Source organism: Bradyrhizobium sp. Leo170 (assembly GCF_004296405.1).
GTDB lineage: Bacteria > Pseudomonadota > Alphaproteobacteria > Rhizobiales > Xanthobacteraceae > Bradyrhizobium.
Genome location: NZ_PSRR01000032.1, coordinates 1 through 24,805, shown reverse-complemented (window position 1 = coordinate 24,805; position 24,805 = coordinate 1). Strand labels below are relative to the sequence as shown.

The following is a 24,805-nucleotide window of genomic DNA, read 5'->3' as shown; positions in this document are numbered from 1 at the left end:
AGTTCCGGACCATCGGACGCATAAGACGGATAGGTTGCGATCTAATCAAGACAGAAAAAATGAGCGGTAACTATTGGGACCGGCCGAATGTTACCAATAAGGGATCTGATGGAAGGTTCCCGGCCGTCGGGAACTTTTTTGCGACCGATCAGCGAGCCTGTTAGACTTAAGCGTAAAGCGGGAACGAAAATCTCACCTTGGCGTTGGCGTCCGCGGGGCAGGATTTCAGATGGCCAAGAAGACCAAACAGCTCGAAAGGGACTACTTCGAGAGCGAGCGAAATTTCCGTCTTTTGGTCAAGGGCGTCACCGACTACGCGCTCTATATGCTGAGCCCACAGGGCATCGTCGCGAACTGGAATGCCGGCGGCGAGCGAATCAAGGGCTATGCGCCCGAGGAAATCATCGGCCAGCACTTCTCGCGCTTTTATACCCCCGAAGATCGGGCGGCGGGCAAGCCGGCGCGGGCCTTGAAGATCGCCGAGGAGACCAGTCACTACGAGGAAGAAGGCTGGCGCGTCCGCAAGGATGGCTCGTTCTTCTGGGCGAGCGTTGTGATCGACCCGATTCGCGATCCCTCCGGCCGCCTGATCGGCTTTGCCAAGATCACCCGCGACATCACGGAGCGACGCGAAGCGCAGCTCAAGCTGGAGCAGATACAGCGGCAGCTTGCGGAATCCCAGAAGATGGACGCGCTCGGCCAACTGACCGGCGGTGTCGCGCACGACTTCAACAATCTCTTGATGATCGTCTCGGGCAATCTGCACAAGATCAAGAAGGAGCTAACGAGCGCGAAGGCCCTGCGTGCGCTGAGTGCGATCGAGACCGCTACCCAACGTGCCGCGTCCCTCACCAGCCAGCTCCTCAGCTTCGCCCGACGACAGAGTGTCAATCCGCGGACCATCGACGTCGATCGCCAGATCACGTCCGTGCGTGAGGTGTTGGCGAGTGCGCTCGGCAGCATGGTGACGTTACAGATCGATATCCAGCCCGACGTCTGGCCGGTCTTCATCGATCCCACCGAGTTCGAAACCGCCCTCCTCAACCTTGTCATCAACGCCCGCGATGCGATGCCGGAAGGCGGCACCGTCACCGTGTCGGCGCACAATGACTTGGACAAGGATCAGGTTCTGATCTCAGTTGAGGATAGCGGCGCGGGCATTCCACAAGATGTGCTCAGCAAGGTGTTCGATCCCTTTTTCACCACCAAGCCCATCGGCAAGGGAACCGGCCTCGGCCTCTCCCAAGTGCATGGCTTCGTCCACCAGGCCGGCGGGACGATCGAGATCGAGAGCGCACTTGGCAAGGGCACCACGGTCCATCTCCGCCTGCCCCGCAGCAGCGCGGCCGAGCATTACGAACAGGAGAGCGTGAATAAGCAAGCCTCGGCAACCGTCCTGCTGGTCGAGGACAACCCCGCTGTGGCCGACGCGAGCGCCGGGCTGCTCGAGCAACTCGGCTACACCGTCCGCTGGGTGCCTAACGCCGAAACGGCGCTGCAAGAGATCGAGGCTGACGATGTCGACCTCGTGTTCAGCGACATCATCATGCCCGGCAAGATGGACGGACTGAAGCTGGCGCGCGCGATCAGGGAACGAAACCCGACGCTGCCGGTCCTGCTCACGACCGGTTATTCCGATTCCGCCAAGCACGCCAGGATGGATTTTCCAGTCCTCCGCAAGCCCTACCAGCTTCACGAGCTCAGCCGCGAGTTATCCAAGCTGACCGGGCACGACTGACCCCGCGGCGCGGGTCGCCATTTCTTGCCGCCCGCAGGAACCTGCCCGCCTCCAGATCTGTTGTTGCGACAGCCATGGGAAATGCCGCTGGAGCATCGATGGCCAATGACGACCCGCAGGAGACCGCCGAAACGCAGCAAGCTCGCGCACCCAAGCTCGCGCACCGGAGGGATTTGGCGGCATGTCGTCCGCTCGTGCTCGACGATTCCAGCTCCGATGAATTGCTGGACGATTGGATGGTCGCCTATCCGGGCACCGAGTTGGTCGCGTCGGCGGCCTGAGCCTGACGAGCTGAAGCCAATTAGCGACCTCGTCAACCAGTCTGGCTCGTGGACGGCCAGCTTCCCCGGACGAGCCGGACCCGTTCGATGCGCCCGCATTCCTCGCAGCGATATTGAATGACGTCCTTGCCATCCTCGCCCGGCGTGCTCCGCTCGAGCCGCATCGTCTTCCTGCAGATGACGCAGGAGATCAGTGTGAGCAGCGGGTTGCGATCGTCATTCATCGTTCCCGTCCGACACAAAACTCTCCGAAGTTAACCTATGTGACGGTTGCGGCGGCCGAAATGGGCCATCTTGTCACCATTCGATGTAGTTATTATTGATGGCCGCCGGGGGCTGAGCTTATGGAACGTAGGCGATCTCCATTGGAGCGACAGGCGGCCGACGCGCTGCGCCGCGCACGCAGGCTCCCCGTCGGCGCCGACCGCAACGATCTTCGCCAGCTTGCAGTCGGACTGCTATGGTTGCACCGCCGTGGCATGGACGCCCTGATCGAAGGTCGCCTCCAGGGTTTTTCCCGGCTGAACCGGCCTCTTTCCGAAACAATCGTCGATTGACGTTCCAAGAATTGACGTTCCAAGAGCGGGAGCATCGTGCGACGCGGCGCAAGACCCTTGCCGCGTTATTGCAAACTCCTCCGCCTACGGCCGATCGGTGCGAGCCATACGGCCGAAAAAAAGTCCGGCGGAAGCTGGCTCCGCCGGATAGTTCTAGGGAGGAGCCTCCACGTGACTCCGGTACACCCTCGCTCATGGCAGTGGTTGCATCCGTGTCAGCCGGCGCCGGTTGGCAACCGTGCATTCACGTCGCCGGCTCAAGCTCCCGCCCGACCCGAAAGCACGGGTCCGCTGGCGAGGCTGGTTGTTGCGCTCAATCCTTCTTCGGTCGCACAACCGGCTGCCGTTTCAGGTGCTCTCTGACGTCGGGCAGCCGTTCGCTGCCGCCGGCAGCTTTCCACTGACCGATCAGCTCAGTCATCTCCGAACGCATCGCAAGCAGCCGGCGCGCCGCTTCCGTGCAATCGTGATCGTGATTGATCTGATCACGGACCACGCCCTCGGCGACGATCATCTCGTCCCGTAACACACTGATCTTACGACGGATTTCATTAATTCTATTATCCATGCCTTGTTAGAACAAAAATAGAACATAAAGTCAAGTCACGGATTTGAGACCATGAGGCAGACCCATGAGGACACCGGTGGCGAAATATGGCGGGGTACGCGAGCGCGCCAGTGCTCAAATGACCCGCGCCCAGGCATTGCGATTGAAGGGCCTTGCGGAGGAGGCCTACCAGCCCAGGCAATACGCGGGGGATCTGAGCTTTGAAGAAGCCGAGCGGCGCATTCAGGCGCTCGAGGCGGAAATTGCGCTGGCGGATTCGTTCTAAAGCATGATCCGGAAGAGTGGACGCCGGTTTTCCGAAAAGATCATGCTCAAACGAAGAGCTAAAGCGGGATGACGATTCGAAGAAAAGTCATCGCGACTTAGCCTGACAGCCCCTCGCCTCCTGTTAACAAATGATATAGCCGGGTGACTTAAGCGTTGGTTGGTCGTTGCCCGGAGCGTCTCTTGCTGGATATCGAAAGGAATTCGCCGCTCCCGTTCCCGCTTGCGTTGACGGACGGGCGGACGATCGCGACCGTTGGCGACGTGGCGGATTTCTTTTCATCGCTCACTGAGGATCAGCGCGAACGCGTTCACTGGCGAACGGCGATCCTGATGCTGAACAATGCGATGAAGGAATCGCGCTATCTGAAGATCGCCACCATCAACCTGCGCTCCGCGCTTGCCTATGACCGCTTGCTGGTGGAGGACGCGTCGTGACCGTGTTCGTACGGTCATGGCCGAATCACGGCCTATTGCGTAAGCAAAGCCTGTTATGGCCGCAAACAAGGTAACGGCGGTACAACAGGGCGGCCCGGGCTGAATTCGCCGCGGCTGCAATCCGGAGGCTGCCTTGGGGGCCAGGCGGCCCGTTTCCTTTCAAAGAAGTTTTGCGCGCACGAATAGCGCGCGCAGCGCATTGGTCGCGGGGATCGCCAGCATCGCGTTGTCGGCGGCTTTCTCCAGCGCGCTGACCGCCTCATCGTGCAGCGTGCGGAATTCCATCCACTCCACCGAGTTCAGATTGGTGATGAAGCGATAGGCCTGGCCGACGGTCGCAATGGTGACCGTCTCGCCGTTCAGCTTGATCTTGAACGTCGCCTTCAGCGGTGTGTCGGAACTCGATACGTCACCCATGACGCGGTTGTGCAACGGGCGTAGCCAAAGTCAATCTAATTCTGTCTCCCGCCCTGGACGTTCATCACCACAGGCCCGATCTCTGTTAGCTTTCTCCGGGGTGATTCGTGCTCGCGGACAGCAAAGACACATATCTGGATACGCTCAATCCTGCGCAACGGCGCGCCGTCGAGCACGGCGTCGGGCCGGAGGGAACCATTGGCGCGCCGCTTCTGGTGATCGCCGGCGCCGGATCAGGCAAGACCAACACGCTGGCCCACCGCGTCGCGCATCTGATCGTCAGCGGTGCTGACCCACGCCGCATCCTCCTGATGACCTTCTCGCGCCGCGCGGCGGCGGAAATGACCAAGCGCGTCGAACGGATCGCCCGCCGCGTGCTTGGCGACAACGCCGGCGTCATGACCGATGCTCTCGCCTGGTCCGGCACATTTCACGGCATCGGCGCACGGTTGTTGCGGGAATATTCCGAGCGGATCGGGCTCGATCCTGCCTTCACCATCCATGACCGCGAGGATTCCGCCGATCTCATCAACCTTGTCAGGCACGACCTCGGCTTCTCCAAAACCGAGAGTCGTTTCCCGACCAAGGGAACATGCCTTGCGATCTATTCCCGCTGCGTCAATTCCGAGACGCCGATCGAGGGCGTGCTCGGCGCGTTCTATCCCTGGTGCTCCGGCTGGGCGGATGAACTGAAGCGCCTGTTCGCCGCCTACGTCGACGCCAAGCAGCAGCAGAACGTGCTCGATTATGATGACCTCCTGCTCTATTGGGCGCAGATGGTGACCGACGCTGCGCTTGCCGACGAGATCGGCGGCCGCTTCGACCATGTCATGGTCGACGAGTACCAAGACACTAACCGCCTGCAATCATCGATCCTGCTCGCGCTGAAACCCCGAGGGAACGGACTTACAGTCGTGGGCGATGACGCGCAGTCGATATATTCGTTCCGCGCCGCCACGGTCCGCAACATCCTCGACTTTCCGGACCAGTTTGCGCCGAGGGCGGAGCTCATCACGCTCGATCGCAACTATCGCTCGACCGAGCCGATCCTGTCGGCCGCAAACGGCGTGATCGCACTGGCCAAGGAGCGCTTCACCAAGAATCTGTGGACCGAGCGGACATCGTCGCGCAAGCCGCAGCTCGTCGCCGTCCGCGACGAGGCCGATCAGGCGCGTTACATCGTCGAGCAGGTCCTGGCCAACCGCGAGGAAGGCGCGTTGCTCAAGCAGCAGGCGGTCTTGTTTCGCACTTCCTCGCATAGCGGTCCGCTGGAAGTCGAACTTACCCGCCGCAACATTCCCTTCGTGAAGTTCGGCGGGCTGAAATTCCTCGACGCCGCCCATGTCAAGGACATGCTGGCGTTGTTGCGCTTCGTGGAGAACCCGCGCGACCGCGTCGCCGGTTTTCGCATCCTGCATCTGCTGCCGGGCGTCGGGCCAAGCTCGGCGCAGCGGGTGCTCGACCGCATGGCCGAGGCTGCCGATCCGATTGCCGCACTCTGCACCCTGCCCTCGCCGCCGCGCGCCGGTGAAGACTGGAAGGGATTTGTCCGCGCGATCGAGAACCTCCGGTATTCCGAGTGGCCCGTCGATATCGAGCGGGCACGGCTGTGGTACGAGCCGCATCTCGACCGCATCCATGAGGACGCCGAGGTCCGCCGCGCGGATTTGATCCAGCTCGAACAGATCGCAAGCGGCTATCCGTCGCGCGAGCGCTTCCTGACCGAGCTCACGCTCGACCCGCCGGATGCGACGAGCGACCAGGCCGGGCCGCCCCTGCTTGACGAGGACTATCTGATCCTGTCGACAATCCATTCCGCCAAGGGACAGGAGTGGAAGTCGGTCTTCGTGCTCAACGTCGTCGACGGCTGCATGCCATCGGATCTCGGCGCCGGGACCAGCGCCGAGCTGGAAGAGGAACGGCGCCTGCTCTACGTCGCCATGACCCGCGCCAAGGATGATCTGCACCTGATCTTGCCACAGCGCTTCTTCGTGCACGGCCAGAGCGCCAAGGGCGACCGGCACATGTACGCCTCACGCACGCGTTTCATCCCGGAAAGGCTGGTGCCGCTGTTCGAGCGCACCACTTGGCCGATCGCGCGCCCGGCGACCGCCGCGCTGGCAGATCGTGCAGCGCCGGTCGACATCGGCGCCAAGATGCGCGGGATGTGGCGCTAGCGGAGACGGCGATCGGGAACGATCCCTGCGGCGTCACGTTGATGCCAAGTGCAAAACTTTTGCGATGGCTCCCGTGGCGGATGATGAAGCCGCGTCAGAGCCGTCGCCCGATGAGCAGTCGTGAAAACCTTCCCGTGTGCCGTGCTGTTACTTTCTCGAGAAGACCTGCTTGAGGTAGCAGAGTCCATCGTAAGTCAGCCGCGTCTCGCGGGTCTCGCCCTTCGCTACTTCGCCTTCCAGGAACGTCTCGAGCTCCGGAAGCGCGCGCTCGAACTTCTCCGTGATGCCCATCATCACGCAGGTTTCCTTGATGCGTTCGATCGGTTTTTCAAGAACGTCGATTTGAACCATCGCCTTCAAATTCATGATCCCGCGCTTTGTTCCGACCGCCTCGACGGAAGGCCGCCGCCGGTCTCGGAGAATCATCTGGTGATCACTTAACTAGCCACGAGTCTACTTGCCATGCGTGTCAGCAAGAAGAATGAGCGATCAGACAAGGCGGCGCGGCTGTGGCCTCTGCTCGCTCTGAACTTCTTCATGGCCGACATGCAGTCCGGCATCGGGCCATTCGTCGGCGTCTTCCTGCAGGCGCATGGCTGGGCGAGCGGCTGGATCGGGACCGCGATGACGATAGGCAACGTCGCGGGCATGCTGATCACGACGCCGATCGGCGGCTTCATCGATGCAAGCAGGCACAAGCGCGCCTGGGTGATCGTGCCGGGCGTCGCCGTTGTCATCGCCTCGGCCCTCATTCTCCTCTCGCAGAACTTCTGGGCCGTCGCTGCATCGCAAATCGCGACCTCGCTTGCCGGCGCGGCCATCGTTCCCGCCGTCACCGGCATCACGCTTGGCATCGTCAGGCAGAAGGGCTTCAACCGGCAGAACGGCCGCAACCAAGCCTTCAACCATGCCGGCAACATGGTCGGGGCGGCCGCATCGGGCTATCTCGGCTGGAAATACGGCTACACGGCCGTGTTCCTGCTGGCGGCGCTCTTCGGCGCCATTGCGATCGCCTGCGTCCTCTTGATCCCACCAAAGGCCATCGACAACAACGCCGCGCGCGGCACCAAGGAGGATGACCCGGAGAGCCAGCCAAGCGGCTTCACCGTGCTGGCAAGGCACAAGCCGCTGCTCGTTCTCGCATTGGCGCTCGCCGCCTTCCATCTCGGCAATGCCGCGATCATTCCGCTTTATGGATTAGCCGCGGTTGCCGACGGCCACGCCAAGGGCCCGGATTTCGTGGCGACCACGATCGTGATCGCGCAGGCCGTCATGATCGTGACCTCGATCGTGGGCATGCGCGCGGCGGAAAGCCGCAGCTATTGGCCGGTGCTGCTCGCGTCCTTCCTGGTGTTGCCGGTGCGCGGCATCCTGGCGTTCTTCCTGACCGGCTGGTGGGGCGTGCTGCCCGTGCAAATTCTTGACGGCATCGGGACCGGCCTGCAGAGCGTCGCGGTCCCCGGAATGGTCGCCCGCTCGCTGAACGGGACCGGCCGCATCAATCTCGGGCAGGGCGCGGTGATCACCGTTCAAGGCGTCGGCGCTTCGCTCAGCCCCGCGCTCGGCGGCTGGATCGCGCAATGGATCGGCTATCCGCCGACATTTGTCCTGCTCGGCGCACTCGGCCTGGTCTCGGTCGCGCTGTGGGTCGGCTTCGCCTCCGAGATGAAGAAATATTGATGCCCTCTGGCCCGCTCTGGTTCCGGCGGACCGGAATGCTTAGATCGAGATGACCACCCCTCCGCCGATGTCCCTCTGTGAAGAAATCCGTGGTCCTCCTTGTCCTGCTGATTGTCGTTCCGCTTGACTTTTCGACGGTCACCTATTTGCTCGGAGACCGGCGCGTCAGTTGGCAGACGGCTGACCGCTCGAGCGCCGGCCTCTTGCCCAAAGCCTCCGAACATCCTGACGCCGTCATCCGCGTCTATGCTGCGCGCACCGTGCGGTGGCGCGGGATTTTTGCGGTCCACACCTGGATCGTGGTTAAGGAACGAGACGCGCCGCGCTACAGCCGCTACGACTACACGGCGTGGGGTGCACCGATCCGGATCGACGGATTCGTGGCCGACGGCCGATGGTTCGGCGCCGTGCCGGAAGCAATCGTGAGCGTGGACGGCGGGAAAGCCGAGGCGCTGATTCCGAAGATCCGTGCGGTCGTCGAGAACTATAGATTTCGCGACTATGGCGATTACAGCGCCTGGCCGGGTCCGAACTCGAACACATTTGTTCAGGCGGCGCTCGACGCCGTCCCTGAGCTGCAAGCGGTGCTGCCGCCGACGGCGATCGGAAAGGACTATCCTTACCGGGGCGAGTGGTATGGCATCACTGCGTCACGCACCGGTGTCTTCGCCACATTGGGCGGCTATCTCGGTCTGACGATGGGCTGGATCGAAGGGATCGAGCTGAACTTGTTTGGCGGAGTTCTTGGCATCGATATCCGTCGCCCTGCCCTGAAGTTCCCGGGCATCGGCCGACTCGGCCTGCCGCTGGCTCAGCGATAGCTGGCTGCATGGTTGTTGTCGGAAAGAACGTTCATTCGCGGAGTATTTTCCTTGCCTCTTCTCAATCGTACGACCAGCGCTGCCTTGGGATTCATTATCCTGCTTGCGCTACTTGCTCCGCCGATAGATCGGGAGGCGAAGGCACAAAGCGCGACCGCTGCCGCCCTCGCCAAGCCCGTATCATTACCCGACATCGCAATCGGCTCGCCAAAGGCGCCGGTGACGATCATCGAATATGCCTCGATGAGCTGTCCGCATTGCGCAGCGTTCGGCGAAAACGTCTTTCCGATGCTGCGTTCGAAATATATCGACACCGGCAAGGTCCGGTTCGTGTTTCGCGAATTCCCGCTCGACATCAAGGCCGCAGCCGCCTCGATGCTGGTGCGTTGCATCGGCAAGGACGATCCGGAAAAGCACTTGGCCGTCATCGAGACGCTGTTCAAGCAGCAGGCCCGCCTGATGGATCAAACAAAGGAAACGCTGTTCCTGGTCGGCAAGCTCAACGGGATGAGCGAGCAGGAAGTCGAAACCTGCGAGACCGACCAGGCGCTGCTCGATAAGATCGCCGCCGACCAGCGCTACGCAATGGAGACGCTTAAGGTCGACGCGACGCCAACCTTCTTCGTCAATGGCGAACAATGGAAGGGCGCGATGTCATACGAAGAGCTGGACGCGAAGCTCAAGACCCTGCTCAAGCGCTAGGCCTTTTCGCTCTCGCACATGCGATTGTGCAGAGCGGGATACATCGCCTCATTGTCACAACGCAGACGTGCTCCGCGTGCTGGTGGGCTTGTCGTTCGCCGCAGCCCAAGGATAGCTTCGTCGTCCACAGGCGGGGCGATGGGCGCGACGCCCGCTTGAATCAAATGAACAGGCGCCATGGGGAAACGCCATGTTCGAGATTCTCGATCGCCGGAGGAGTCTGACCGGCAACCAGATCAAGATCCTTTCGGCTGCTATCATCGGCGACGCGCTGGAATTCTTCGATTATTTCCTGATCGGCTTCGTGCTCGCCTTCCTGATCGGGCCGTGGAAGCTCACTTTCGGACAGTCGGCGACGGTGCTGATGAGCTCCGGCATCGGCGCCATCATCGGAGCCTATGTCTGGGGATGGCTCGCCGACCGGGTCGGGCGCCGCATCGTGTTCATCGGCACCGTGCTCAACTTCTCCATCGCCACCGGCCTTCTGTACTTTACCCCCGATAACGGCTGGATCTATCTCGCGGTCCTGCGCTTCTTCGTCGGCACCGGCGTCGGCGGGCTTTATTGCGTGGACCTGCCGCTCGTGCAGGAGTTCGTGCCCTCGCACAAGCGCGGCTGGGTCGGCGGCCTCGTCACCTGCGTGATCCCGCTCGGCGTCGGGCTCGGCGCCGTCCTTGGGGCGTTCATGGGCTCCGACCAGTGGCGGCTGATGTTTGCGATCGGCGTGCTGCCGTCCCTGCTCGTGCTGCTGGTCCGGCTCTGGGTTCCGGAGAGCCCGCGCTGGCTGTGCCGCCAGGGCCGCTACGAGGAAGCGCGCAAGTCGCTCGCCTGGGCGCTGCAAGTGGAGCCGTCCTCCCTCCCGCTGCCGACAGCGGCCGATGCCGGCCCGGTGATCAAGACGAGCTGGCTCGATCTCTTCAAATATCCGCGCAGCCTGATCGTCTCCTGGCTCGGCAATGCCGGCGCCCAGACCGGCGTTTACGGCATCACCCTGTGGGCGCCGGCGCTGTTCGTGCTGATCCTGAAGGTGACGCCGCAGGAAGCCGCCAAGATGATGATCCTGCTCAGCGTGTCCGGCTTCCTCGGCCGCATCTCCTTCTCCTATCTCTCGGAGCTCCTGGGACGGCGGACCTCCGGCGGCCTGCTCGGCTTCGGCGCCGGCGCGCTGACGATCATCGCGGGCTATCATTACGACGCAACGATGTTCGGCGTCTCCGCGTTCTGGCTGCTCTTGACCCTGGCGTTCTTCTTCGCCGATGGCGGCTTTGCCATTGTCGGGCCCTATGCGGCGGAGGTCTGGCCCTCGCATCTGCGCACCACCGGCATGGGCTCGGCCTATGGCTTCGGCGGCATCGGCAAGATCATCGGCCCGGTCGGCCTTGCGCTGATCGTCGGCTCCAGCAACTACCTGAAGCCTGATGTGCCGCTGACGCAAATCCCGACCGCCTTTGTCTATCTCGGCTGCTGGTTCCTGATGGCCGGGCTTGTCTATTACTTCCTCGGCATCGAGACCAAGGGCAAGTCGATCGAACAGATCGATCGCGAGCTGACGGCCGGAGCCGACGTGGCCGCGACCGCGTCGGTCCGGCAGGCCTAGGAGTTTTGAGCGATGATCGCGACGTCTGCCGAACTTGCGGGCGATCCGGCTGTGCTCGCCCGCGCGAAAGCGGTGCAGCCACTGGTGGCAGCGGCCGCAAACGAGATCGAGCAAACGCGCCGGTTGCCGCCGGCGTTGCTCGACCAGCTCCATGACCACAGGCTGTTTCGCCTGTTGCTGCCGCGGTCGTCGCAGGGGATCGAGACCGATCCCCTCACCTTCTTCCATGTCATGGAGACCATCGCCCAGGCCGATGCCTCGACGGCGTGGTGCCTGAGCCAGGCCGGCGGTTGCGCGATGGCGGCCGCCTATCTCGACCTCCCGGTCGCGCATGCGGTGTTCGGCGATCCCCGCGCGGTGCTGGCCTGGGGTCCCGGCCCAAAGGTGAAGGCGGTCGAATGCGAGGGTGGCTACCGCGTCACCGGCGTCTGGTCGTTCGCCTCCGGCGGGCGACACGCCACCTGGCTCGGCGCGCATTGCCCGGTCTATGCGGCCGACGGCTCGCCGAAACGCGATGCCAATGGCGCGCCGATCGAGCGCACCATGCTGGTGCTGGCCGAGGACGTCGAATGGACCGACATCTGGAACACGGTCGGCCTGCGCGGCACCGCCAGCGACCAGTTCACGCTGAACGACTTCTTCGTCCGCGCGGACCATTCGATCACCCGCGAATTCGAGCGCGAACGCCGCGAGGACGGACCGCTCTATCGGATGGGGTCAGGCACCTGCTACCAGGTCGGCTTTGCCGGCGTCGCTTGCGGCATCGCCCGCGGTGCGCTCGACAATTTCGTCGACGTGGCGCGCAACAAGGTGCCGCGCGGCGCCAAGAGCCCGCTGCGCGACAACGCCGTGGTGCAGTCCGGCCTGGCCCTGGCCGAAGTCCATCTGCGTGCCGCGCGCGGCTTCGTGCTGCAAGCGATGGCCGACATCTGGAAAGACCTCGTCGCCGGCAACGACATCACGGTCGAGCAGCGGATCACCATCCGCATGGCCGCCACCCACGCCATCCACAAGGCGCGCGAGGCGGTCGACTTCGCCTACAATGCCGCGGGCGCAACCGCGATCTTCGAAGGCCATCCGCTCGAGCGCCGCTTCCGCGACATCCACACCGTGACCCAGCAACTGCAGGGCCGGCACAGCCATTTCGAAACCGTCGGCGCCTGGATGATGGGTGCCGACTGCGACCTGACCTTCGTCTAGTTTCCAGGGAGAACACCATGCCGCTCGGCCGACTGCAGCATTACACGATCGAACCGCAGGACCTCGAAAAGACCAAGAACTTCTATTGCGACGTGCTGGGTCTTGAGAATGGCGAGCGGCCGCCGCTCGATTTCCCCGGCTACTGGCTTTATTCCGGCGGAGTCGCCACCGTGCATCTGATGGGCACCCGCAAGCCGCGCGAGGGCATCGTGGTCCGCGGTACCGAGAAGACATACGAAGACACCGGCCGGCTCGACCACATCGCCTTTGCCGCGACCGACGTCGATGGCGTGCGCAGGCGCCTTCGGGAGCACAACATCCACTTCCGCGAAAGCATCGTGCCACGCACCGGCGACACCCAGTTCTTCTTCTACGACCCGGACGGGGTCGCCGTGGAACTGAACTTCGCCAAGGCCTAGCCAAGGTCTAGCAAAGGCTCTCCGGGCATAAGTTCCGCACCGGTTCATCGGCCAGCCCTGCGCTGGCCGAAGCCATTTTGTGGCGCCACGCCAACGGGTTCCCGACAAGACCTTCAATCAGCCATAAGTCCGGCCTGAATCAGTCGAGGTTTCTACAACTTTGCATGACGATTGGAGGGGCCGCGCCGCTGCGGCAGGATAGCCGGGTGCCGCGCCTTCAACCTACCCCAGGGCTTGGTTGCCCGGCTATTCGTGGCGGCCATCGAAGCGCGCCCCCGCTCAATCCAGCCCCCGCTCGTGGCTTAAGCGGACCATTTCGTTGATGAAGGTCTGCTTCTGCTTGTCGTCGAGGCTTGCATAAAGCGGTTCGGCGGCATCGGCCACGTTGCGCTGGTCGACCGCGCGATCGTTGAGGAACTGGGCCTCATTGCGCATCTGCTCGACGATATCGTCCGGCGGGTCGCGCTTGGCGCGGGCAATGCGCAGGTTCACGCGATCGGCGCCGTTGTGACCGAGATAGTGCATCGCACTATTGAAGCCCGCCCAATACTTCTCCTGCTCGGGCGTGAGGTTCAGCTCTTTTTTGATCCGCTCGATATTGGAGTCGCTGTTGGCGACGATCTGTTCGGCCGTGAGCTGCGGCACGTTCGCCTGGGTCAGCATCTGCGGCTGCTTGGCGGCCTTATCCTTTGCGGCCTTTGCGGCCTTGCTGCTCTTGGCCGGAGCGCCTTGCTTGTCGGCTGGCGCCGGGTTCGTGTTGGTGCCGGTGAGTACGCCGGTCACCCCCGTAACCACGCCAACCACACCTCCGATCGCGCCGCCCAAGACGCCACCGACCGGCCCGGCGGCCTTGTTGCCTTCACGGGCCCCTTGCTGGACGCCCTGAACCAACCCTTGCGCCTCCGCGCGCGGCGAGGCGTTGACGGACAGGATAGCAGCCACCGCCAGCGCGGCGCAGATCCTCAAGCGCGCACGCAGCTTCGATACCAAGCTTGGCATTATCGGAGTCTCCATGATCGATCGTGATTGCGGCTGACGCACCGCCGATTCCGGACTTTATCGTTCTCGGCGCGAACAGGTCTACCCGTCGCGTCGCTTCGGTCCAAAGGTGAACCGCGAGGGCGACCTGGACCCGCCCGCTTTGCAACGCCTCGCGTGCGCCGCAAAAAGATTTCTGCCAGCGCCCTGCGGCAGGCATAGCGCGAAGATTAACAGATCCGACTGCCTGCAATTTGCACACAACGTTAGTTCTACGAAAGCATTCACCTGATTTCTCGACAGGCGCCGACAATTCTGCTCTGATCTAAAATGAGGAAATCGCCCCGCCGCCTCGAATGCGGCGAGCCAAAAAAACAAAAACGAGATTTCGCAAGTCTTTGACGGTCGGCTCACCAGGGAGGGAACGCCATGTCACGGAAGAAGCTGTCTCGACGAGAATTTGTTGCGGCTACAGCGCTGTCATCGGCAGCGCTGGTTACGGCTCCTTACATCCGCGGCGCCTATGCCGCGGGCACGCTCTCGATTGGTTTCTGGGATCACTGGGTGCCCGGAGCCAACAAGGCTTCGACCGAGCTCGTCAATGAATGGGCGGCGAAGGAAAAGGTCGAGGTGACGATCGATTACATCCCGAGCCAAGGTAATAAGAACCTGCTGACGATCGCCGCCGAAGCCCAGGCGAAGTCCGGCCATGACATTCTGCAGATGCCCACCTGGTGGCCGCAGGCGCACGCCGAACTGCTCGAGCCCGTCAACGACATCATGGACCAGCTCGTCAATCAGAACGGCAAGGTCAACGGAACGGTCAATTATCTAGGGCAAGCCAACGGCAAGTGGCTCGGCGTTCCCGCCAGCGTTGGCAGCCAGATCAAGGGCCCCTGCTCGCGCATCGATCTGATGAAGAAACATGCCGGCATCGATGTGCAGGAAATGTATCCGGCGGGCGCGCCGCCGAAAGACGAGAACTGGACATTGGACACGTTCCTGAAGGCGGCCGAAGCCTGCCACAAGGCCGGTGTTCCCTTCGGCATCGGCCTCGGCGAGACCAGCGACAACGTCGACACCGCGGGCGCGATCTTCCAGTCGTACGGCGCCGAACTCGTCGATGCCAAGGGCAATCTGACCGTCAAGACCGATGCGGTGCGGCAGTCGCTCGAGTTCTACAAGAAGCTGATCGCGTTCCTGCCGCCGGATGTGTCGGCATGGGACGACGCTTCCAACAACAAGTGGCTGGTCTCGGGCAAAGGGGCGATGATCATGAATCCGCCCAGCGCCTGGGCCGTCGCCAAACGCGATGCGCCGCAGATCGCCGAACAGTGCTGGACGCACGGCTTCCCGGCCGGACCGAAAGGCCGCTTTGCGCCCTATCTGCCTTTCTTCTGGAACATCTGGGCGTTCTCGAAGAACAAGGCAGCCGCCAAGAGCCTCTTGGTCCACCTGTCGCAGCCGGCATCGGTCGAGAAGATGGTGGTGGCGAGCGGCGGCTATGACCTGCCCGCCTATGAGAATCTGACGAAGCTGAAGGTTTGGGAGGAGGAAGGGCCCCCGAAGGGCACTCTCTTCAGCTATCCGGACCCCTACCATAGGCAAACGCTGTCGATCGCGGCCTCGCCGGCGCCGCCCAAGATCGCGCAGCAAATCTATGCGCAGGCAACGCTGACGAAAATGTGCCTGCGCTATGCCCAGGGCGAAGCGATGGAAAAGACGCTCGCCTGGGCCGAAGGCGAGTGTGAAGGCTTCATGCGGAGCTGAGAACGAACGTGTCGTCGCGGTGACCCGAATCGGCCGCCGCGACACGGACCGTCGCCGCTGTTGGCGGCATCAGGTCCGACGTTCCGGATTCTCCGTTGAAATAACTCTCGCGAGGAAGATCGATCATGGCCGATGTCGCCCTTCACCCGAACCGTGTCCAGGCAACAAAAGCCACACGGAGGCGCAACGGTTTACACAATGCGCTGAGGCGCAAGTCGACGGTCGCGTTCCTGATGACGTTACCGCTGATCCTCCTCGTCGCGGCGTTCGTCATCTATCCCGCGTTCTACTCCCTGCATCTGGCGACGCTGAACAAGTCGATGACGAAATTCATCGGCCTCGGCAATTTCGAGTTCCTGTTCAAGCGCGACACGTTCTGGCTGGTGGTGAAGCAGTCCTGCATCTTCGCGATTTCGGCCGTGATCTTCAAAGCGTTGATCGGCTTCATCGTCGCGCATTTCGTGCACAACGTTCCTGCCAACAAGCAGCGCAGATGGCGCGGCATGTTGCTGGTGCCCTGGGTGATCCCACCGGCGATGAGCACGCTCGCCTGGCTGTGGCTGTTTGACCCCTCCTACAGCGCCTTCAACTACACGCTGTCCTTCTTCGGCATCGGGCCGATCCCATGGACCGGCGATGCGAACTGGGCGCGTTTCTCCGTCATCCTCGTCAACGTCTGGTATGGCGCGCCCTTCTTCATGATCATGTACCTGGCGGCGCTGAAATCGGTGCCCGAACAGCTCTATGAGGCGGCCGCCATCGATGGCGCCAATTGGTGGCAGCGCATCTGGTATGTGACGCTGCCGATGATGCGCAACATCATCGCGATCACGACATTGTTCTCTTTGATCGTCACCTTCGCGAATTTCGATATCGTGCGGATCCTCACCGCCGGCGGCCCGCTCGACCACACCCACATCTTCGCGACGTGGGCGTTCCGCATCGGCATCGAAGGCAGCGATATCCCGCTCGGCGCGAGCGTCTCGTTGTTCATGGTGCCGATCCTCGCGGTCGCGGCGATCTTCATCCTGCGCGATATCTCCAAGCGAGGGAACGAAGCCTGATGAGCGCAATCACGATCGACAAGGCCGGACCGAGCCGCAAGGTCAAATATGGCAGCATCAGCCGCGACCGCGCCTGGGCGCTGCGCTGGTCGTATTTCTTCCTGGTGCTGTTCGCGATCTTCTCGCTGACGCCGCCGCTCTACATGCTGATCACCTCGCTGAAGAGCAGCGCCGAGATCTCGGCGGCGACCAACCCGTGGTGGGTGTATCATCCGACGCTCGAGAACTATATCGGGCTGCTGACATCGAACCAGTTCCTGCGCTTCTTCTGGAATTCGGCCTGGGTCTCGATCTTTGTGGTCACCATCACCATGCTGATCAGCGTGCCGGCGGCCTTTGCGCTGGCACGGATGAAGTTCTGGGGCTCGGCAACGCTCGCGACCGGCGTGTTCCTGACCTACCTCATTCCGGACACGCTGCTCTTCATCCCGCTGTTCAAGATGTTCGTCCTGATCGGCGACTGGACCGGCATCCAGCTCATCAACCGCTGGTACGTGCTGCTGTTCATCTATCCGACGCTGACGGTGCCGTTCTGCACCTGGATCATGATCGGCTATTTCGCCTCGATCCCGAAGGAGCTCGACGAGGCCGCGATCATCGACGGCGCATCCTGGTTCCAGACGTTGACGCGGATCTTCATTCCGGTCGCACTGCCCGGCCTGATCGCGGCGACGATCTTCGCCTTCACGGTCTCCTGGGCCCAGTTCCTCTATCCCCTGGTGTTCACGACCTCGACCGACCAGCTCGTGCTGCCGGTCGGCATCATCACCACCCTGATCAAGGGCGACGTGTTCAACTGGGGACAGATCATGACCGGGGCGCTGCTCGGTGCCGCGCCGCCGCTGATCATTTATGCCTTCCTGATGGACTATTACATTGCCGGCCTGACCGCCGGCGCGACAAAGGGTTGAACTCATGGCCGAAGTTTCGCTGCGGAAAGTCGTGAAGCGTTATGACGAAGTCGAAGCGGTGCGCGGCATCGATCTCGACATCGCCGACCATGAGTTCGTGGTGCTGGTCGGTCCATCCGGCTGCGGCAAGTCGACCACGCTGCGGATGATCGCAGGGCTGGAAGACATCTCGGACGGCGACATCACGATCGGCGGCGACATCGTCAACGACGTGCCGCCGAAGGACCGCGACATCGCGATGGTGTTCCAGAACTACGCGCTCTACCCGCATATGACGGTGGCCGAGAACATGTCCTTCGGGCTGCGGCTGAAGCACTATCCCAAGGCCGAGATCAAGAGCCGGGTGACGGAAGCGGCGCGCATGCTCGACATCACCGACCTGATCGACCGCAAGCCGAAGCAGCTCTCCGGCGGCCAACGCCAGCGCGTCGCCATGGGCCGCGCCATCGTGCGTAATCCCAAGGTGTTCCTGTTCGACGAACCCTTGTCCAACCTCGATGCCAAATTGCGCGTGCAGATGCGGATCGAGATCAAGAAGGTGCACCAGAAGGTCCGCACCACCACCGTCTATGTGACCCACGACCAGGTGGAGGCGATGACGCTCGCCGACCGCGTGGTAGTGATGAATCATGGCCGCATCGAGCAGATCGGTGCGCCGAACGAGCTCTACCACAAGCCGGCGACCCGTTTCGTCGCCAGCTTCATCGGCTCGCCCGCGATGAACTTCGTGCCCTGCCGACTCGAGGATGTCGGCGGGCGGCTGCATGTGCGCCTGACCGACCGCCTCGCCTTCCCGTTACCGCCCGCACGTGCGGCCCGCTACCAGGCCGTGCCCCGCACCGACAAGCTTCTGCTCGGAATCAGGCCGGAACACATCGCCGAGGCCCGGCCGCATCTGCACCCGGGAGTCGAGCCGTTCGACGCCGTGCTCGACGTCACGGAGCCAATGGGCATGGAGACCCTGGTCTATTTCACCCTCGAGGGCGCCCAGATCTGCGGCCGGGTCAATCCGAATGCCGGCGCGCAGGATGGTGCCCCGCTCCGCTTGGCTGTGGACCTCAACAACATGCATTTGCTAAACGAGGTGACGGGCGTCGTTCTCTAGAGCATGGCCCGGAAAAGTGGAAACCGGTTTTCCGAAAAGGCCATGCTCAAATAAAGAGATAGGATCATGGTCCGATTCCATGGAATCGGACCATGATTTGACGACGCAAGACGTAACAGCCAAGGGCAGGAAATGACGACCAACAAGAAGAAGATTTTTGTCACACAAACTTTCTCACCGGGGGCGCGGGCTCTCCTCAACGAACGGGACGACATCGAACTCGTCGAATTCCCCAACCTGATCTCCGCCAGGGATTTCGAGGTCTTGCTGAAGCAGCATGCCCCGGTCCATGGTGTCGCGCTTGGCGCCACCCGTTTCGGCGAGCCGGAGCTCGAAGCGTCCGGAGATATGAAGGTGGTGACGCGGATCGGCGTCGGTTACGACGCGGTCGACGTCCCGGCGCTCTCGCGCCGCAAGGTGCCGCTGATGGTGGCGGGCACGGCGAACTCGCCGTCAGTGGCCGAACACGCCCTGTTCATGATGCTGACGCTGGCCAAGCGCGCGCAGGAAATGCATGCTGTCGTCAAGGATGGCGCCTGGGCGAACCGGCTCGGCGTGCTGCCCTTCGATCTCTACGGCAAGACGGTGTTGATCGTCGGATTCGGCCGCATCGGCACCCGCACGGCCAAACGGTGCCTCGCGATGGAAATGCAGGTGCTGGTTTACGATCCCTACAAGCCGGTGAGCGAAATCGCGGCCGCGGGCTGCGAGGCGGTGCCGGATCTCGACGCGGCGCTGCCACGTGCTGATTTCGTCACCATCCATTGCCCGAAGACGCCGGAAACGATCGGCATGTTCAACGCGGCGCGCTTCAAGCTGATGAAGCCGACCGCCTATCTCATCAACACCGCCCGCGGCGGCATCGTCGATGAGAAGGCGCTGCACGACGCGCTGGTATCGGGCAGGCTTGCCGGCGCCGGCCTTGACGTGTTCGAGCAGGAGCCGCCGCCGGTCGGCCAGCCCCTCCACAGCCTGCCGAACGTGATCATGGCGCCACACGTTGCCGGCGTCACGGTCGAAGCCGTCGACCGGATGAGCGAGCAGACCGCACGCAACATCCTGAGCGTCCTTGACGGCGCGCCGCTGCGGCAGAACGTGATCAACCAGGACGTGCTAAACTAATCGGATAAAACCGTCTATCTTCGGACGGGCCGACAACGATCGGCCCGTCATCAGCGCATGGCCTGTGGATACCGCTGCTTCCGAAAGGTCATGCTCCAGCAAGAGGGATAGAGACGAATGCGCGTCGTTCGCTCTAGGTGTGGAATATGGCTTTCAAGGAATTCGGCAATTACGACGCGGTGGGCCTCGCCGAGCTGGTCCGCAACAAGCAGGTCAGCCCGCGCGAACTGCTAGACGAAGCGATCGCCCGCACGGCCAAGGTTGATCCGGAGATCAATGCCGTCGTCGTCAAGCACTACAATTATGCCGAGCAGCAGATCGACAAAGGGTTGCCGGACGGACCCTTCACGGGCGTGCCGTTCCTTCTGAAGGACCTCGACCTCCTGCAGGGAACGCGCACGACCTCCGGCGCCAGCGTTAACAGGGATTTCGTCGCGGACCACAGCAGCACCCTCACCCAGCGCTTCCTCGACACCGGCGTGACCATCTTCGGCAAGACCGCGAGCCCCGAATTCGGGCTGATGCCGACCACGGAGACGCGCCTGTTCGGGCCGACCCGCAATCCCTGGAATCTCGCGCATTCCTCCGGCGGCTCCTCAGGCGGCGCCGCCGCCGTTGTCGCCGCACGCATCCTGCCCGTGGCGCACGCCAGCGATGGCGGCGGCTCGATCCGCATCCCGGCTTCTGCCTGCGGCGTGTTCGGCATGAAGCCGAGCCGGGCCCGCAATCCGGTCGGTCCCGATCGTGGCGAGGGCTGGGGCGGCTTTTCGACCTCGCATGTCGTCAGCATCAGCGTGCGCGACAGCGCCGTGATGATGGACGCGATCCACGGTCCGGAGCCATGGAGCCTCTATGTCGCGCCGCCCCCGGCGCGTCCGTTCTCGCAGGAAGTCAGCCGCGATCCCGGCCAGCTTCGCATCTCCTTCACGGACAAATCGCCCTATGGGGAGGCGATCGACCCGGAGGTCGCCGCAGCCGTCCGCGACACCGCAAAACTGCTCGCCGACCTCGGCCATCATGTCGAGGAGCGCGCCCCCACCCTTCCCGCCGATCCATCCACGGTGATGACGACGATTGTCAGCGGCAACACTGCGGTCAGCGTGCGAGCAATCGAGCAGCGCATCGGCCGCACGGTGACGGGAGACGATCTGGAAGTCCTGTCGCTGGCAAGCGCCCACAACGGACAAAATATCACGTCGGCGGACTACATCGCCGCGCAGCTCGCGGCGTTCCAGATCTCGCGCAGCCTCGCGATCTTCTTCGAGGGCTGCGACGTGTTCCTCAGTCCGACGCTGTGCACGCCGCCGATCCGGCTCGGCGAGATCAACACCATGTCGGACGACCTGGCACAGATCGGTCCGCTCCTGCGGCGCTACATGCCGGGTACCTCGATGTTCAACATGTCCGGCCAGCCTGCGATGTCGGTGCCGCTGGCCTGGAGCAAGGACGGCCTGCCGCTCGGCATGATGTTCGCCGCCAAGCTTGGCGACGAAGCAAGGCTGTTCCGCCTCGCTGGCCAGCTCGAGCAGGTGCGGCCCTGGAAGGACAAGCGTCCGCCGGTATGTGCGTAAGGGAAAAGCTGCCGCAGGGCCAAAACTCAGCCTCATTCCGGGGTTGAGTAGACGGGAAGTGTCGGCAACCATCTTTGCCGACCAACCCCAGGGAAAGAGATTTTGAGCCAGAGCGATCCTACCGATAATGCGCTTGCCGCCATCGCCAGCATTTTGGACGAGCAGCACGCGCCCCCGCCGATCGAGAAGCCGCAGGCCGAGCCGGCGGCGGTCGAAGAGGAGCCCGCGAGCCCGCCACCGCTGGAAGCCCATGGCTATTCCAAAGTCGGCCCCGGCCCGATGGCCGCCCTCCGCTTCAAATGGACGGTGCGCGAGCAGGATGGCCAGTATTATGTCGACGAGACCATCGGCGAGAATTCGAAGCCCTTGGTGAGCGGCCCGATGGATCGCGAGGCCGCGATCAGGTTCGTGGATGACCGCGAGGTCGACGCACATCATCGCTTTGAGGTTTTGAAGCAGGAAATGGCCAGCCGCGCCGCCGTCGCCAGCCTGGTCCGCGAGGAAGGCTGCGAGATATAGAGCGTTTTCGAGCGAAGTGGATACCGGTTCGCGTAGCAATCAAGTTTACGCAGATTGCGTAGACTTATCTGCGCAGAAAACGCGTCGAAACAAGAATTTAGAGCTTCGGTTCTGATTCAATCAGAACCGAAGCTCCCCCCAGCTACGCCGGTCTTGGCGGCCCCAGGAAATCCTTCTTGACGAGATCGACGCCGGCGTGACGCAGGATGTCGTAGGCGGTCGTGACGTGAAAGAAAAACTGCGGCACGCTGAAGCCAAGCAGCAGCGACCGCCCGGTGAAGGTGCGCTGCGCGCCGCTCTTGAAGGTGAACACCACCTCCTTGTCGCCGGCCTCGTCGATCGCAGCACGCGGCAGGCTTTGGACGAAATCGATCGTGGCTGCGATCCTGAGCTTGAGCTCATCAAGATCAGGCTCGATGCCGCCGAACCTGAGCGGCTCGTGCCCGGCCAGCAGCGCGCAACAGGCGATCGCATGGCGATTGGCTTCGCCCACCTGCTGCCTGAGACTGTACATGTTCGGATAGAGCCGCATGCCGAGCAGCACGGCAGGATCGATGTTTCGTGTCCTTGCGTAGGCGGACGCGTGATCGAGCAGCCCGGAAAGATTGCGAAGATATGGCACGAATACGCCGACCGATGCTTCGTAAACTGAGATTGTCACGATTTGACTTCCTTTGACTGGCTCGACGGGCACATTCCATCTAAAGCCGTCGCAACAGACTATCATCGAGGCAATCGATGGAGGAACTTTGATGTTGCGCGCATTCGTCGGCCTTGTGGCCGCCATGCTGATGATGGCTTCCGCCCACGCCCAGCCGGCAGCGTCGCCTTCCCGGCTCGACGACATCATCCGGCGCGGCACGCTGCGGGTTGGCATGACCGGGGACTATGCGCCGTTCAGCTTTGTCGACAGGACGACGCCCGGCTTCAGGGGATTCGATGTCGACATGGCGGAAGCGCTCGGCAAGGCGCTCGGCGTCAAGGTCGAATATGTCAAAACGGGTTGGCCGCAGATGACGAACGATTTGGAAGCCGACCGCTTCGACATTGCGATGAGCGGCATCTCGATCACGCTGGAGCGCCAGAAGAAAGGCTTCTTCTCAATCCCGATCGTGCGCGAAGGCAAGACGCCGATCACCCGCTGCGCGGATGTCAACAAATACCAGACGCTTGCCGAAATCGACCGTGCCGGCACGCGCGTCATCGTCAATCCCGGCGGCACCAACGAGCGCTTTGCGCGGGCGCATGTGAAGAACGCCGAGATCAAGGTCTTCGACGACAATACCAGGATCTTCGACGAGATCGCCAAGGGCGATACCGACCTGATGATGACGGATGCGTCCGAGACGCGCTACCAGCAGAAACTGCATCCCGGCGTGCTCTGCGCGGTGCATCCCGATCAACCGTTCGACTTTGCGGAAAAGGCCTACTGGCTGCAGCGCGACGTCCCGCTGAAGTTCTTCGTGGATCAATGGCTGGACATCGCAATGAAGGACGGCACGTTCAAGCGCATCTATGCCGCCTGGTTCGAATGATCCATGCAGCAGCATCAGCCGCGTTCGACTGGAAAATTGACCACTTTATGAGCGCTAACTAGACTGGTGACCAGCCGTTTGAACCAAAGCCGCTAGCACACGACTTACGTTTTGAAAGTGATCTAGGTCACGTTGCATCAGGTTGCTGATGTGTAGCTTCGCTGACCGGGGATTCCCGTTCTGGAGGTCATCATGAAGAAGCTTCTGGCTATCGCTGCGCTTTTGCTCGCAAGCACCGCAGCGCAGGCCCAGTACACCTTCGAATATGGTGGCCACACCATCCGCATCGACCCCGATCGCGGCACCGTCCAGATCCCCGGCGTCTACGACAATACCGGCCGCAAATCCAAGCGCGCCAAGAGCGAGGAAGGCACTCGCAAGCAGAAATCGCAGGAAGCGAAAACCGATTCGCAATCCGCGCCAGCTCCGGCGGCTCCCGCTCAGTCCGGGCAAGCCGCAGCACCGGCCGCCCCGCCGCCCGTTCCTGCTGCGCCGCCTCCGGCTGCGGCCTCCACCGAACCCTCGACCGCGACAGCAGCCGTTGCGCCGAACGCACCGGCACCGCAGACCCAGCAGACCGCGGTGCCCGCTGCGCCTCCGGCCCCGGCTCCGACGGTCGCCACAGCCACTCCAGCGCCGGTCGCGAAGCCCGTGACACCAGCGGCGGCAGCGCAAGCCAATTCGCCGATCGGCGTGTGGCTGACGGAGGAGAAGGAAGGCAAGGTCCGCATCGAGCAGTGCGGCGCCAACCTCTGCGGCTATGCCGTCGACGAGCAGTCGAACCAGAACGGCGAGCAGGTCCTGCTCAACATGAAGCCCAGCAAGGACAAATGGAGCGGCCGCATCCTCGATCCGAACAGCGGCAGTACCTATGACTCGACAATCGCGCTCAAGGGCTCCGACACCCTGCGTGTGCAGGGCTGCGCCTTCGGCGGCATGTTCTGCGGCGGCCAGACCTGGACTCGGGTGAACTGATCGTTCGCGGCGAACCGTAGCCCGGGTGAAGCGCAGCGTAACCCGGGGACCTCGCACGCGGCTCGACCGGACCCGGGTTTCGCTGGCGCTCCACCCGGGCTACGAAGCTCCCGCGTCCTTGGGAAAACTAGCCGACCTTCGCGTTGTACTGCTCGTCGGTGACATGCTCCATCCAGTTCGAATAGACGCCGTCGAGCGCTTCCTGCATCGCGATGTGTGTCATGGCGTTGGTTGGCGAAGCGCCATGCCAATGCTTCTCGTTCGGCGGAATCCAGACCACGTCGCCCGGCTTGATCTCCCTGATCGGGCCGCCCTCGGCCTGGACCCGGCCGATGCCGGAGATCACATAGAGCGTCTGCCCGAGCGGATGGGTGTGCCAGGCCGTGCGCGCACCCG

General features: G+C 62.7%; 28 protein-coding genes. 21 read left to right on the top strand and 7 right to left on the bottom strand.

Going from position 1 to position 24,805, the window contains the following annotated elements:
* Positions 1-229 precede the first annotated feature (229 nt).
* Positions 230-1,738 (top strand): PAS domain-containing hybrid sensor histidine kinase/response regulator family protein, encoded by a 1,509-nt coding sequence (locus CWO89_RS08710; RefSeq protein ID WP_130578222.1) that lies wholly within the window; start codon positions 230-232, stop codon positions 1,736-1,738.
* Positions 1,739-1,836: 98 nt separating this feature from the next.
* Positions 1,837-2,019: a hypothetical protein gene (locus CWO89_RS08705; protein WP_130578221.1), complete on the top strand. Its 183-nt coding sequence runs from the start codon at positions 1,837-1,839 to the stop codon at positions 2,017-2,019.
* A gap of 32 nt (positions 2,020-2,051) precedes the next feature.
* Here the strand turns inward: CWO89_RS08705 and CWO89_RS08700 are convergent, their stop codons facing one another.
* Positions 2,052-2,243 carry a hypothetical protein gene (locus CWO89_RS08700; RefSeq protein WP_130578220.1) on the bottom strand — a complete coding sequence of 64 codons (192 nt, stop codon included), beginning with the start codon at positions 2,241-2,243 and terminating at the stop codon, positions 2,052-2,054.
* A gap of 141 nt (positions 2,244-2,384) precedes the next feature.
* Between CWO89_RS08700 and CWO89_RS08695 the strand changes: the two genes are divergently transcribed.
* Entirely contained in the window at positions 2,385-2,576 is a 192-nt protein-coding gene (locus CWO89_RS08695; protein ID WP_130578219.1) for a hypothetical protein, read from the top strand.
* Positions 2,577-2,889: 313 nt separating this feature from the next.
* Here CWO89_RS08695 and CWO89_RS08690 read toward each other — a convergent pair whose 3' ends face one another.
* Positions 2,890-3,090: a hypothetical protein gene (locus tag CWO89_RS08690; RefSeq protein WP_130578218.1), complete on the bottom strand. Its 201-nt coding sequence runs from the start codon at positions 3,088-3,090 to the stop codon at positions 2,890-2,892.
* A gap of 130 nt (positions 3,091-3,220) precedes the next feature.
* On the opposite strand from CWO89_RS08690, the gene CWO89_RS08685 reads away from it, so the two are divergent.
* Positions 3,221-3,409, top strand: coding sequence for a DUF3072 domain-containing protein (locus tag CWO89_RS08685; protein WP_245475833.1), 189 nt, complete (start codon positions 3,221-3,223; stop codon positions 3,407-3,409).
* A gap of 182 nt (positions 3,410-3,591) precedes the next feature.
* Positions 3,592-3,846: a hypothetical protein gene (locus CWO89_RS08680; protein ID WP_130578217.1), complete on the top strand. Its 255-nt coding sequence runs from the start codon at positions 3,592-3,594 to the stop codon at positions 3,844-3,846.
* Positions 3,847-4,005: 159 nt separating this feature from the next.
* On the opposite strand, the gene CWO89_RS08675 is transcribed toward CWO89_RS08680, so the two are convergent.
* On the bottom strand, positions 4,006-4,263 hold the full coding sequence (locus tag CWO89_RS08675; protein ID WP_028166438.1) for a hypothetical protein: 258 nt from the start codon (positions 4,261-4,263) through the stop codon (positions 4,006-4,008).
* A gap of 107 nt (positions 4,264-4,370) precedes the next feature.
* Between CWO89_RS08675 and CWO89_RS08670 the strand changes: the two genes are divergently transcribed.
* Positions 4,371-6,440 carry an ATP-dependent helicase gene (locus CWO89_RS08670; RefSeq protein WP_130578216.1) on the top strand — a complete coding sequence of 690 codons (2,070 nt, stop codon included), beginning with the start codon at positions 4,371-4,373 and terminating at the stop codon, positions 6,438-6,440.
* A gap of 147 nt (positions 6,441-6,587) precedes the next feature.
* Here the strand turns inward: CWO89_RS08670 and CWO89_RS08665 are convergent, their stop codons facing one another.
* Complete coding sequence (locus tag CWO89_RS08665) at positions 6,588-6,866, bottom strand: hypothetical protein (RefSeq protein ID WP_130578215.1); 279 nt, start codon at positions 6,864-6,866, stop codon at positions 6,588-6,590.
* 36 nt (positions 6,867-6,902) lie between these two features.
* On the opposite strand from CWO89_RS08665, the gene CWO89_RS08660 reads away from it, so the two are divergent.
* The 6 genes from CWO89_RS08660 to CWO89_RS08635 all read left to right on the top strand — a co-directional run bounded on the left by CWO89_RS08660 (position 6,903) and on the right by CWO89_RS08635 (position 12,859).
* Positions 6,903-8,120: an MFS transporter gene (locus CWO89_RS08660; RefSeq protein WP_130578214.1), complete on the top strand. Its 1,218-nt coding sequence runs from the start codon at positions 6,903-6,905 to the stop codon at positions 8,118-8,120.
* Between the two features lie 89 nt (positions 8,121-8,209).
* Complete coding sequence (locus tag CWO89_RS08655; RefSeq protein ID WP_130578213.1) at positions 8,210-8,941, top strand: DUF3750 domain-containing protein; 732 nt, start codon at positions 8,210-8,212, stop codon at positions 8,939-8,941.
* 84 nt (positions 8,942-9,025) lie between these two features.
* Positions 9,026-9,643 (top strand): DsbA family protein, encoded by a 618-nt coding sequence (locus CWO89_RS08650; RefSeq protein WP_245475832.1) that lies wholly within the window; start codon positions 9,026-9,028, stop codon positions 9,641-9,643.
* A gap of 190 nt (positions 9,644-9,833) precedes the next feature.
* A complete protein-coding gene (locus CWO89_RS08645; protein ID WP_130578211.1) occupies positions 9,834-11,240 on the top strand; it encodes an MFS transporter in 1,407 nt (468 codons plus the stop codon).
* Between the two features lie 12 nt (positions 11,241-11,252).
* Positions 11,253-12,440: an acyl-CoA dehydrogenase family protein gene (locus CWO89_RS08640; RefSeq protein ID WP_130578210.1), complete on the top strand. Its 1,188-nt coding sequence runs from the start codon at positions 11,253-11,255 to the stop codon at positions 12,438-12,440.
* A gap of 17 nt (positions 12,441-12,457) precedes the next feature.
* On the top strand, positions 12,458-12,859 hold the full coding sequence (locus CWO89_RS08635; RefSeq protein WP_130578209.1) for a VOC family protein: 402 nt from the start codon (positions 12,458-12,460) through the stop codon (positions 12,857-12,859).
* A gap of 279 nt (positions 12,860-13,138) precedes the next feature.
* Here the strand turns inward: CWO89_RS08635 and CWO89_RS08630 are convergent, their stop codons facing one another.
* On the bottom strand, positions 13,139-13,858 hold the full coding sequence (locus CWO89_RS08630; protein WP_165421063.1) for a Spy/CpxP family protein refolding chaperone: 720 nt from the start codon (positions 13,856-13,858) through the stop codon (positions 13,139-13,141).
* A gap of 408 nt (positions 13,859-14,266) precedes the next feature.
* On the opposite strand from CWO89_RS08630, the gene CWO89_RS08625 reads away from it, so the two are divergent.
* The 7 genes from CWO89_RS08625 (at position 14,267) to CWO89_RS08595 (ending at position 21,899) form a co-directional block, all read left to right on the top strand.
* The gene (locus CWO89_RS08625) at positions 14,267-15,607 is read left to right on the top strand and encodes an ABC transporter substrate-binding protein (RefSeq protein WP_130578207.1); all 1,341 of its coding nucleotides are present in this window, start codon (positions 14,267-14,269) and stop codon (positions 15,605-15,607) included.
* Positions 15,608-15,732: 125 nt separating this feature from the next.
* On the top strand, positions 15,733-16,671 hold the full coding sequence (locus CWO89_RS08620; protein ID WP_130578206.1) for a carbohydrate ABC transporter permease: 939 nt from the start codon (positions 15,733-15,735) through the stop codon (positions 16,669-16,671).
* Positions 16,671-17,582 (top strand): carbohydrate ABC transporter permease, encoded by a 912-nt coding sequence (locus CWO89_RS08615; protein WP_130578205.1) that lies wholly within the window; start codon positions 16,671-16,673, stop codon positions 17,580-17,582. Before CWO89_RS08620 ends, CWO89_RS08615 begins: the two co-directional genes overlap by 1 nt.
* Before the next feature lie 4 nt (positions 17,583-17,586).
* On the top strand, positions 17,587-18,687 hold the full coding sequence (locus CWO89_RS08610; RefSeq protein WP_130578204.1) for an ABC transporter ATP-binding protein: 1,101 nt from the start codon (positions 17,587-17,589) through the stop codon (positions 18,685-18,687).
* A gap of 132 nt (positions 18,688-18,819) precedes the next feature.
* The gene (locus CWO89_RS08605) at positions 18,820-19,809 is read left to right on the top strand and encodes a hydroxyacid dehydrogenase (protein WP_130578203.1); all 990 of its coding nucleotides are present in this window, start codon (positions 18,820-18,822) and stop codon (positions 19,807-19,809) included.
* Positions 19,810-19,955: 146 nt separating this feature from the next.
* Positions 19,956-21,380: an amidase gene (locus CWO89_RS08600; protein WP_130578202.1), complete on the top strand. Its 1,425-nt coding sequence runs from the start codon at positions 19,956-19,958 to the stop codon at positions 21,378-21,380.
* Between the two features lie 102 nt (positions 21,381-21,482).
* Complete coding sequence (locus CWO89_RS08595; RefSeq protein ID WP_130578201.1) at positions 21,483-21,899, top strand: hypothetical protein; 417 nt, start codon at positions 21,483-21,485, stop codon at positions 21,897-21,899.
* A 142-nt stretch (positions 21,900-22,041) separates the two neighbouring features.
* Here CWO89_RS08595 and CWO89_RS08590 read toward each other — a convergent pair whose 3' ends face one another.
* Positions 22,042-22,560 (bottom strand): DUF1993 domain-containing protein, encoded by a 519-nt coding sequence (locus tag CWO89_RS08590; protein ID WP_245475831.1) that lies wholly within the window; start codon positions 22,558-22,560, stop codon positions 22,042-22,044.
* Between the two features lie 91 nt (positions 22,561-22,651).
* Between CWO89_RS08590 and CWO89_RS08585 the strand changes: the two genes are divergently transcribed.
* Positions 22,652-23,434: a transporter substrate-binding domain-containing protein gene (locus CWO89_RS08585; protein WP_130578199.1), complete on the top strand. Its 783-nt coding sequence runs from the start codon at positions 22,652-22,654 to the stop codon at positions 23,432-23,434.
* A gap of 192 nt (positions 23,435-23,626) precedes the next feature.
* On the top strand, positions 23,627-24,409 hold the full coding sequence (locus CWO89_RS08580) for a DUF2147 domain-containing protein (RefSeq protein WP_130578198.1): 783 nt from the start codon (positions 23,627-23,629) through the stop codon (positions 24,407-24,409).
* Positions 24,410-24,536: 127 nt separating this feature from the next.
* On the opposite strand, the gene CWO89_RS08575 is transcribed toward CWO89_RS08580, so the two are convergent.
* A partial coding sequence (locus CWO89_RS08575) for a (R)-mandelonitrile lyase (protein WP_130578197.1) occupies positions 24,537-24,805 on the bottom strand: 269 nt, incomplete at its 5' end.